The sequence below is a fragment of the Actinobacillus ureae ATCC 25976 genome (assembly GCF_000188255.1).
Taxonomy (GTDB): domain Bacteria; phylum Pseudomonadota; class Gammaproteobacteria; order Enterobacterales; family Pasteurellaceae; genus Actinobacillus; species Actinobacillus ureae.
In genome coordinates this window covers 637,662-648,179 of record NZ_GL831081.1, presented here as the reverse complement: position 1 = coordinate 648,179, position 10,518 = coordinate 637,662, and the positions used below count along the sequence as shown (strand labels likewise).

Sequence of the window (10,518 nt, the reverse complement as noted above, 5' to 3'; positions counted from 1 at the left end):
AATACAGAACTTGGTCCTTAAATTAAACAGTCTAACTTTTTGGGGTCAGATCAAAACAGTGCTTTTTTAGTTAAAACGCTCGTTTATTTTTTACGAGAGTGTAAGCCTTTTTTCTCAAGGTTACGGTAAATCAACCATTGTTGTGCAATCGTGATTAAGTTTGAAGTTAACCAGTAAAGCACTAAGCCTGATGGGAACCAGAGGAAGAATACCGTGAATAAAACTGGCATGAAAGTCATCACTTTTTTTTGTACCGGATCTGCCACCGGAGTCGGCGACATTTTTTGTAATAAGAACATCGAACCACCCATTAATAATGGAAGAATGTAGTACGGGTCTTGTGCCGATAAGTCTTGAATCCAACCGAAGAACGGTGCGTGACGAAGTTCTACCGCTTCCATAAACGTCCAATATAATGCGATGAAAATCGGCATTTGAATCAGAATCGGTAAACAGCCGCCCATCGGATTTACTTTCTCATCTTTATAGAGCTTCATCATTTCTTGGCTCATACGTTGACGATCGTCACCGAAACGCTCACGCATTTCTTGGATTTTCGGCTGTAACATACGCATTTTCGCCATAGACGTGTATTGCGCTTTAGTTAACGGATAAAGAATCATTTTAACCACAAGCGTTACACCGATAATCGCTAAGCCCCAGTTAGTCACAATACTTTGGATGAAAGTCAGTAACGCGAATAACGGTTTTGCAATAAACCACGCCCAACCGTAATCTACGGTTAAATCAAGGGTCGCCGCTGTCGCTTCCATCTCTTTTTGATCTTTCGGGCCAGTCCATAATTGGCTGGTAATCGTCGCTTCGCTGTTTGGCGCTACTTCTGTTACTGGGCCACGGTAGCCAATAGTCGCAATACCGTTGTTAGTACGAGAGTAAAGCGAGTTTTGCGCATCTTGATTCGGTACCCAAGCAGAAACGAAGTAGTGTTGTAATACCGCAACCCAACCGGCTTTCGTACCAATGTTTAAATTCTCTTTTGCCATTTCATCGAAACTATATTTTTTATAGTTGGTTTCCGATGAAGAATACGCACCGCCGGTATAAGTTGGCATGGTTAAGCTGCCGGAACTTTCTACTAAGGTATGTTTTAACTGACCGTAAGGCTGAACTTCGATTGCTTGCGCAGATTGGTTTTTCACATTGAAGTTCACCGCAACATCATAGCTACCACGTTTTAACACGAAAGTTTTGGTATAAAGTACTCCGTCTTTTTCAAACGTCATCGGCACGCTGATCTTATTTTGACCGTCAGCTAATACAAATGCCTCTTGTGCAACTTGATATTGCGGACGACCTGTATTGGTGTCGATACCGTTTTTACCCACTAAACCACTCTGAGCAACATAAGTTGTTGCGCCGGTTTGTAATAATTTAAATGGTGTTTCAGAATTTAATTCCGCATTATGCGCTAATAAATCCGAAGCAATCACATCGCCACCTAAAGTGTCGATGGTTAAACGTAATACATCACTTTGGATAGTAATGGTTTTACCTTGGGTTGCATTCTCCGCAATAACGGTATTTGCGTTAGATGCAGCAGGCACATCGCTTGATTGTGATGCAACTTGAGCTTGTTGTTGTGCTTGTTTTTGCGCCTGAATTTCAGGGTTAAAATCTTGTTGCCACTGAGTGAATACAAGGAAAGACACCAATAACAGCCCCAGTACCAGTAAACTACGATTTGAATTCATGTTGAGTTTCTCTTGGGTTAAGGACAGATAAAAAGAAAGGCATTTTATAATAGGTTGGCACTAGATCCAACCGCCTTTTGCGAATAGCGGTCGGATTTAGCAAGAATTTTGCAAAAAGTTGATCAAAGTCGACCGCTTATGGCGAACAGGAAAACTGTTCCCATACCCAATCGCTAAACGCACGTAATCTTGCGCTTTGTTTGCGCTCGTGCGTCAACAAATAAGCAGGCAAACTCGGGTGTGGGTAATCCGCTAAAATCTCTACCAGTTCTCCACTATACAGCCAAGTTTGTACCAAAGCACGTAACGGTTGTCCGATACCTAAACCGGCTTTTAACATCGCAACAATCCCGTTTGCCCCATTTGCCGAATAGTGAAATTGATTCATTTCCACTTGTGGAAAACATAACGGTCGCGTGCCGTTTATATCGGAAAAATACCCGATTAGGCGATGATTTTCCAATTCATTCGGTGTTTGTGGTACTCCGTATTCGGTTAGATAGGCAGGTGAAGCGCAAGTCACAAAGTCAAAATCGGTGAATTTACGCCCAATTAAGGTTTGATCATGCACTTCACCAATCCGAATCACACAATCTACCCCATCTTGAGCAATATTCACCGCTCGATCACTAATGCCCAATGTCAGCTTAATTTGCGGATAACGCTGATAAAAATCAGGTAATTTGGGAATAAAAAGTTGCTCAGCAAACAGCATCGGCATATCCACCCGTAAATGCCCTTTTACAACACGATGTTTATCGTGCATCTGTTGTTCCAATTCATCAAATTCCGCCAATAATCTGACCGCTTGTAAATAGTACGCTTGCCCCTCAGCGGTCGGCATCACGGTTCTGGTGGAGCGATGTAACAATTTCACCGCATAATGCTGTTCTAAATCGCTGATCCATTTACTTAATGTAGAACGGGGAATCCCCAGTTGTTCGGCGGATTTATGGAAAGAAAGGCTTTCAACCACACGCACAAAAGCCCGCATTGCTTGAATATGATTCATTTGATTATTCCATTTTATGGATAGTATTGCCATGTTTTACCTATTGATAAGGTAATTTGTACAAATATAATGCTCTCTTTTTTATCAACTGAGAACATTATGCAAATCATTTTAATTTTAGCGACCATTCTTGCCGGTGCCGGATTGTCGGTGGAAGCCGGTTTACTTGGGCCGTTAGGGCAACAAGTCGGCAAACTTTGGGCAACTTTGAGTATTTTCGGTGTCGGAGCCTGTTTAACCTTTTTATTGATGCTATTTTTCTCGCCACGCAATACGCTATCTTATTTTTCACTACCCGGTTGGCAACTGACCGGTGGTATCTTAGGGCCGGTTTATGTGGTGATCTTAACTCTTGCGACACCGGTCATCGGTGTGGCAATGACGATGATTGGTGTCTTGGTCGGACAAATTTTTCAAAGTTTATTAAATGACCATTTTGCGCTGTTCGGATCACAACATCATAAGATCAATAAACACCGTTTAATTGCGCTCGGTTTTATCGTGTTGGCGTTGGGTTTTATTATTTGGGGAGAGATGTAATGATTTTCATCATGTTATGTTTAGCCTTACTCGGCGGTATCGCATTAGCCATTCAAGCGAGTGTAAACGGCAAATTAGGCGCACAGGTAGGTGTATTTAAAAGTGCGTTTTTGACTTTCTCGGTCGGCGCATTAGTCACTGGTTTATTGGTGTTTTTCTTCGATCCAAAGCACGAATTAACCCTATTTGACGTGCTAAAATGGCAACTTATGGGCGCATTGCTTGGTGTACCTTATATCGTGATTATGGTACTTGCGGTGGGTAAAATCGGTACGGCTGTGGCAACGGTCGCCGTGATTTTCGGGCAATTAGCAATGAGCTTACTGATTGATACCTTGGGTTGGTTTCATAATGAAGCGATTGCGTTTTCAATCCCTCGTCTATTAGCGGTGATTTGTCTAGGTATTGCACTCTATTTTATCTACCAAAGTAACCGACAAACGGCTGAATAAATGCCTAAATGAACAAGCGGTCAAATTTTCCGGATTTTTTGCAAAATTTTCGGAGAATTTGACCGCTTATCTTTGATAAGAAACTAACGTTTATCTAAAGTTTTGGTTGAAAGACGAGCCACCGCACATAGATTACCTTGTTCGTCTTTAATCTCGATATTCCACACCTGCACTTCACGTCCTAATTTAAGCGGATTCGCACGAGCAATCGCTTTTGTACCTGCCGGCACTGATTTTAAATGGCTGATATTTAATTCCATTCCGACCGCAATTTGATGCGATTCACACACCATTAATGCACCGGCATTGGCAGTAGTTTCCGCTAAAGCAGCCGACACGCCGCCATGCAATACACCGAACGGTTGTTGAGTACGCTCGTCCACCATAAGTTGCGCTTCAATCCAATCTTCACCGATTGCGGTAAATTCGATACCTAAATGCGCTACCGCCGATTTTTGGCTAAGTGCGTTTAATTGTTCACAAGTTGCTGTTTGCTTCCAAATAGTCATTATGTTTCCTTTATGATAAATCTTTCCAAGTGCTCTTTATAGAAGAAAAAGTTTGTTAAATATCACTCTCTCCCCTTGCGGGAGAGAGACAGCGAAAAATTACGTTAGGTAATTTTTTGCAGAGAGAGGGAAAAACACGCCTAGTTCTTCTACGATTCCCCTCTCCCTGATTTTTCTTCTGAACGAAGAAAAATCTATCCCTCTCCCACAAGGGGTGAGGGATATACAGAAGATTTAAAATCTACACCACCTCAAGCAATGCCTGAATCGGGTGTTTAACCGAATAATGCTCAAAACGTTTTACTTGCGAACGGCAGGAATAGCCGGTAGCGAGGCAACGCTCAAGCGGTTTATTTTTCAATTTAATTTGCCACGATTGCTGATAAATCGCCGTCGACATTTCAAGGTGTTTGGTTTCGTGTCCGAATGTACCCGCCATACCGCAACAACCGACATTTTCATTCACCAACTGTTCACCGAAATGGGCAAAAATCGCTTGCCACTCTTTCGGTGCATTCGGCAATTCGGTCGCTTCGGTACAGTGTGCGAATAAATGCCAGCTCAAGCGGTCAGAATTCGGTGATTTTTTGCAATGCTCCAACTTACCGGCTTGAATCACATCTCGTAGCCATTCGTGAGCCAGTTGCACTTTGAAATCACCACGCGCTGCTTTTAAGATATCACGATATTCGTCACGGTAAACTAAGGTCAGAGCAGGATCAACCGCCACCATCGGTAAGCCGAGTTGAGCGACACGATTGAGAAATACCGCCTGATTGCGTGCAGTTTTAGCAAACTTGCTTAAAAATCCCTTGATATGTTGCGCCTTACCGCTCGGTTTAAACGGTAACACAACCGGACGAAAACCAAGTTTTTGTAGCAATCGAACAAAATCCGCCACTACTTTCGCATCATAGAACGAAGTGAACGGGTCTTGCACCACCAGCACGGTTTTGCAAAATCCCGATGATTTTTGACCGCTTGCTTGTGCTTCCAAAGCCTCTAAAGTCACGCCCTGATAACCAATCTCAACTAACTGTTGCTGCAAGTTCGGTACGGAAAGCGCCGGTAAATAAGTCATGCCGATCGTTTTGTTCGCCAGCGTTTCCACTAATTTTGAACGACTGAAAAAGTTAAAAAACTTCGGTGCTTTCGCCATCATCGGCACAACAAATTCAAGATTGGAAACCAGATAATCTTTTGCCGGACGCAAATAACGGCTATGGTACAGCTCATTAAACTGCGATCTGAAAGTCGGCACATCAATTTTAATCGGGCATTGGCTGGCACAAGCTTTACATGCAAGGCAAGTATCCATTGCCGCTTTCACTTCGTGCGAAAAATCGTATTCTTTCTGTTTATTCAGCGTGTTGCGAATTTTTGCAACAAAATCGGTTAATTTGACCGCTTGTTTACGCGGTTTGAAGATCAAATCGTCCGGTGATACGTTTTGTTCGGCAAGCAATCTGAGCCATTCTCGAATCAAAGTCGCACGCCCTTTCGGTGAATAAAGGCGGTTACCCGATACTTTCATTGACGGACACATCGTACTATGTACATCAAAGTTAAAGCACAATCCGTTACCGTTACAGTTCATCGCCCCTTTAAATTCTTCACGCACTTGGATTGGAATTTGGCGATCAAAATCCGCACGCATTGATGAGTCGATCGGGTAAAGTGCCGCATTGCTCTCCAATGGTGTACAAATTTTGCCCGGATTCAAGCGGTTTTGTGGGTCAAACAGCTGTTTGATATAACGTAATTCTCGCCATAATGTTTCGCCAAAGAATTTCTCGCCATACACCGAACGCATACCCTTACCGTGTTCACCCCAAATCAAACCGCCATATTTTGCTGTAAGTTCCACGACTTGATCAGAAATCGCTTTAAATTTTTGTACTTGCGCACGGTCGGTCAAATCTAATGCGGGGCGAACGTGTAGCACACCGGCATCCACGTGACCGAACATGCCGTATTCCAAATCGTGATCATCTAATAATTGGCGGAACTCAGCGATGTAATCGGCAAGATGCTCCGGCGGCACACAGGTGTCTTCCACAAACGCAATCGGCTTCGCCCAACCTTTGGCATTTCCCAATAGACCGACCGCTTTTTTACGCATTGCATAAATTTTTTCGATGGAGGCAATGTCGTTGCAAATTTGATAGCCAATAATACCGCTGGTTGAATCCGCCAGTTTTTTATCTAACGCTTTAATGAGGTCTGCGACTTGTTGTTCTATTAGTGTCTGATCGCTGCCGGCATATTCCACAATATTAATGCCAAGAATCGGGTTATTCGGATCTTCGGTTAATAAATCGGACACCGAATGCCAAATAATATCCTGTTTAGCCAAGTTCAGCACTTTAGAATCGACTGTTTCAACCGACAGCGCATTGGCTTGAAGCATAAACGGCGCAGAACGCAATGCCGAATCAAACGAATTATATTTAATGTTAATTAAGGTACGGAATTTCGGCAGCGGCAGTAAATTGAGCTTCGCCTCGCAAATAAAGGCAAGCGAGCCTTCCGAGCCGGTTAAAATACGAGTCAGATTGAATTCGCTCTTGTCTGCGTTGAATACATTTTTTAAATCGTAACCGGTTAAAAAGCGATTGAGTTGCGGCAACTCGGCAAGAACGGTCGGACGTAACTCACGACAACGGCTAAAAATTTCACGGTGGAGCTGTTTACCGGTAGCAGTTAAGCCCAAGCGGTCGATTTCTGCAAAAAAATCGCAAGATTTAACCGCTTGTGTTTCTAACACTTCACCATTCATCAATACCGATTTAATCGCTAAAATATGATCAGAGGTTTTACCGTATTGGAGCGAGCCTTGCCCAGAAGCATCGGTATTAATCATACCGCCTAGAGTGGCTCGGTTACTGGTGGAGAGTTCCGGAGAGAAAAACAAACCATGCGGTTTTAGAAATTGGTTAAGCTGATCTTTAACCACGCCGGCTTGTACTCGCACCCAACGTTCTTCTACATTTAATTCGAGGATTTGATTTAGATGGCGAGAGAGATCGACAATAATATTGTTATTCAGCGATTGCCCGTTCGTGCCGGTACCACCACCCCGAGGAGTAAAAGTGAGGTGTTGAAAATGCGGACGTTGTGCCAATTTCGTTAAAATCACCACATCCGAAACTGATTTAGGAAATAAAATCGCCTGCGGTAACTGTTGGTAAGCGCTGTTATCGGTGGCTAAAGAAAGGCGATCCGCATAATGAGAAGCGATATCGCCACTAAAATGTTGCTGTTTGAGTTCTGCTAAAAACTGTATAACTGTTTTATTCAGTTCTGGCGTTGTCGACAATTGTGGAAGCATATTAATTATAGGTATAAATTCGAGGTAAAACGATATTAACAAGATTTGTGAATATTGAAAATGAAAGTGAAGAAAACAACTTGAATGATTGAAATTATTACATATAGCTTATTAAATCAACAGTTCTATACACTTTCTTACACTTTTAGGAGGGGTGGGTTATTGATTTTGTGAATTTGAACTCCGATAATAAATATATTCTTGCTCATTTGATTAGAGAACAAGAATATATTGGATGGAAACACAGTTGCATTTCAACTAAATTATAGTCGTTTTGTACTGTTTAATTCTAGAAAATTAACTATCTTTCTTCTCTAATGAGGCGGAGGCGTATCAGTTAAAGCTTTAGTACCGAGTGGTATTGAGGTTGTTTTATTTTTTAATCGATGACAATTTAGAGGATCATCAAAATGAAAAAAACAGTAATTGCATTAGCAGTATCTGGCTTAGCATTAGCTTCAGTAGCTCAAGCTGCTCCACAACAAAATACTTTCTACGCAGGTGCGAAAGTTGGTCAATCATCATTTCACCACGGTGTTAACCAATTAAAATTTGGTCACGATGATCGTTATAATGATGAAACACGTACATATGGTATCAACCGTAACTCAGTAACTTATGGTGTATTCGGTGGTTACCAAATCTTAAACCAAAACAACTTTGGTTTAGCAGCTGAATTAGGTTATGACTACTACGGTCGTGTACGTGGTAATAAAGGTGAATTCCGTTCATTCAAACACTCTGCACACGGTTTAAACTTCGCATTAAAACCAAGCTACGAAGTATTACCTAACTTAGACGTTTACGGTAAAGTAGGTGTTGCAGTTGTTCGTAACGACTACAAATTCTACAGTGCAGAAAACACTAACGAACCAACAGAGAAATTCCACAAATTAAAAGCATCTACAATTTTAGGTGCGGGTGTTGAGTACGTAATTCTTCCTGAATTAGCAGCACGTGTTGAATACCAATACTTAAACAAAGCAGGTAACTTAAACAAAGCAGGTAACTTCAACAAAGCAGGTAACTTCAACAAAGCATTAGTACGTTCAGGCGGACAAGATGTTAGCTACCAATATGCTCCAGATATCCACTCTGTAACTGTAGGTTTATCATACCGTTTCGGTCAAGGTGCTGCACCAGTTGAAGCGGCTCCTGAAGTTGTTACTAAAAACTTCGCATTCAGCTCAGATGTTTTATTTGATTTCGGTAAATCAAGCTTAAACCCAGCTGCTGCAACTGCTTTAGATGCAGCTAACACTGAAATCGCTAACTTAGGTTTAGCTACTCTTGCTATCCAAGTTAACGGTTACACAGACCGTATCGGTAAAGAAGCTTCAAACTTAAAACTTTCTCAACGTCGTGCTGAAACTGTAGCTAACTACTTAGTTTCTAAAGGTCAAAACGCAGCTAACGTAACTGCTGTAGGTTACGGTGAAGCAAACCCTGTAACTGGCGCTACATGTGACGCTGTTAAAGGTCGCAAAGCATTAATCGCTTGCTTAGCACCTGACCGTCGTGTTGAAGTTCAAGTTCAAGGTTCTAAAAACGTAACTATGTAATTTAGTGCGTTCTTTGTAACTAAATAATAAAAAGCTACAATGATTTAAAGCAAACCTTTGCCTATAAGCCATAAATAGCGGTTTTATTGTATTTTTAGCTCATAATTTGATAAAATATAAATAGTAATAGCAGTTTTTCTTTCTTACATAGCGCGCAAGAAAGTATCAAGGAACTGGTATTACTGTCCCCATGATGGGGGTATTTTAATGGATGATGATAAAATTTAGAGGACATCAATATGAAAAAATCATTAGTTGCTTTAGCAGTATTATCAGCTGCAGCAGTAGCTCAAGCAGCACCACAAGCAAATACTTTCTATGCAGGTGCAAAAGCAGGTTGGGCATCATTCCACGATGGCATCGAGCAATTAGATGCTGCTAAAGGTGGTAAATATGGTATCAACAAAAACTCTGTAACTTACGGTGTATTCGGTGGTTACCAAATCTTAAATCAAGATAAATTAGGTTTAGCGACAGAAGTTGGTTATGATTATTTCGGTCGTGTACGTGGTACAGAAAAACCTAATGATAAAGCGGATAAACAAACATTCCGTCACGCAGCACATGGTGCAACAATTGCATTAAAACCAAGCTACGAAGTATTACCTAACTTAGATGTTTACGGTAAAGCAGGTATCGCATTAGTAAACAATACATATAAAACATTTAACGCTGCACAAGAGAAAGTAAAAAGCCGTCGTTTCCAAAGCTCTTTAATCTTAGGTGCTGGTGTTGAATACGCAATTCTTCCAGAGTTAGCGGCTCGCATTGAATACCAATGGTTAAACAATGCAGGTAAAGCAAGCTACTCTAAATTAAACCGTAGGGGTGCAACTGATTACCGTCCGGATATCAGCTCCGTATCGGCAGGCTTATCATATCGTTTCGGTCAAGGTGCAGCGCCTGTTGCAGCTCCAGCAATAGAAACTAAAAACTTTGCATTCAGCTCTGATGTATTATTCGCATTCGGCAAATCAAACTTAAAACCAGCTGCAGCTCAAGCTTTAGATGCAATGCAAGCTGAAATCAATAACGCTGGTCTAGCAAATGCTGCGATCCAAGTTAATGGCTATACAGACCGTATCGGTAAAGAAGCTTCAAACTTAAAACTTTCTCAACGTCGTGCAGAAACTGTAGCTAACTACATCGTTTCTAAAGGCGCTTCAGCAGCTAACGTAACAGCGGTAGGTTACGGTGAAGCAAATCCAGTAACTGGCGCAACATGTGATGCAGTTAAAGGTCGTAAAGCGTTAATCGCTTGTTTAGCACCAGACCGTCGTGTTGAAGTTCAAGTTCAAGGTTCTAAAGAAGTAACTATGTAATAGTTATTTTAGACTAAATAGCAAAAGCCACCTTGTGATCTGCCCCCAAAAAGTTAGACTGTTTAATTTAAGGACCAA

Annotated in this window: 8 protein-coding genes; 4 read left to right on the top strand and 4 right to left on the bottom strand. The window is 41.7% G+C overall.

Annotated elements, in window-relative coordinates; genetic code table 11:
• Positions 1–83 precede the first annotated feature (83 nt).
• A complete protein-coding gene (gene yidC, locus HMPREF0027_RS11010; RefSeq protein WP_005625271.1) occupies positions 84–1,712 on the bottom strand; it encodes a membrane protein insertase YidC in 1,629 nt (542 codons plus the stop codon).
• A gap of 136 nt (positions 1,713–1,848) precedes the next feature.
• The gene (locus HMPREF0027_RS11005) at positions 1,849–2,724 is read right to left on the bottom strand and encodes a LysR substrate-binding domain-containing protein (RefSeq protein ID WP_005625269.1); all 876 of its coding nucleotides are present in this window, start codon (positions 2,722–2,724) and stop codon (positions 1,849–1,851) included.
• Positions 2,725–2,823: 99 nt separating this feature from the next.
• On the opposite strand from HMPREF0027_RS11005, the gene HMPREF0027_RS11000 reads away from it, so the two are divergent.
• Together HMPREF0027_RS11000 and HMPREF0027_RS10995 are read left to right on the top strand one after the other, a co-directional pair.
• Positions 2,824–3,264 carry a DMT family transporter gene (locus HMPREF0027_RS11000; RefSeq protein WP_044024562.1) on the top strand — a complete coding sequence of 147 codons (441 nt, stop codon included), beginning with the start codon at positions 2,824–2,826 and terminating at the stop codon, positions 3,262–3,264.
• Positions 3,264–3,716: a DMT family transporter gene (locus tag HMPREF0027_RS10995; protein WP_005625265.1), complete on the top strand. Its 453-nt coding sequence runs from the start codon at positions 3,264–3,266 to the stop codon at positions 3,714–3,716. The genes HMPREF0027_RS11000 and HMPREF0027_RS10995 overlap by 1 nt, the downstream gene beginning before the upstream one ends.
• 83 nt (positions 3,717–3,799) lie before the next feature.
• On the opposite strand, the gene HMPREF0027_RS10990 is transcribed toward HMPREF0027_RS10995, so the two are convergent.
• Positions 3,800–4,225 (bottom strand): hotdog fold thioesterase, encoded by a 426-nt coding sequence (locus HMPREF0027_RS10990; protein ID WP_005625263.1) that lies wholly within the window; start codon positions 4,223–4,225, stop codon positions 3,800–3,802.
• 241 nt (positions 4,226–4,466) lie between these two features.
• Positions 4,467–7,556, bottom strand: coding sequence for a D-2-hydroxyglutarate dehydrogenase YdiJ (gene ydiJ / locus HMPREF0027_RS10985; RefSeq protein ID WP_005625261.1), 3,090 nt, complete (start codon positions 7,554–7,556; stop codon positions 4,467–4,469).
• A 410-nt stretch (positions 7,557–7,966) separates the two neighbouring features.
• On the opposite strand from ydiJ, the gene ompA (HMPREF0027_RS10980) reads away from it, so the two are divergent.
• Positions 7,967–9,118, top strand: a complete 1,152-nt coding sequence (gene ompA / locus HMPREF0027_RS10980) for a porin OmpA (protein WP_005625259.1) — start codon at positions 7,967–7,969, stop codon at positions 9,116–9,118.
• A gap of 239 nt (positions 9,119–9,357) precedes the next feature.
• On the top strand, positions 9,358–10,440 hold the full coding sequence (ompA, locus tag HMPREF0027_RS10975; protein ID WP_005625257.1) for a porin OmpA: 1,083 nt from the start codon (positions 9,358–9,360) through the stop codon (positions 10,438–10,440).
• Positions 10,441–10,518: the final 78 nt, after the last annotated feature.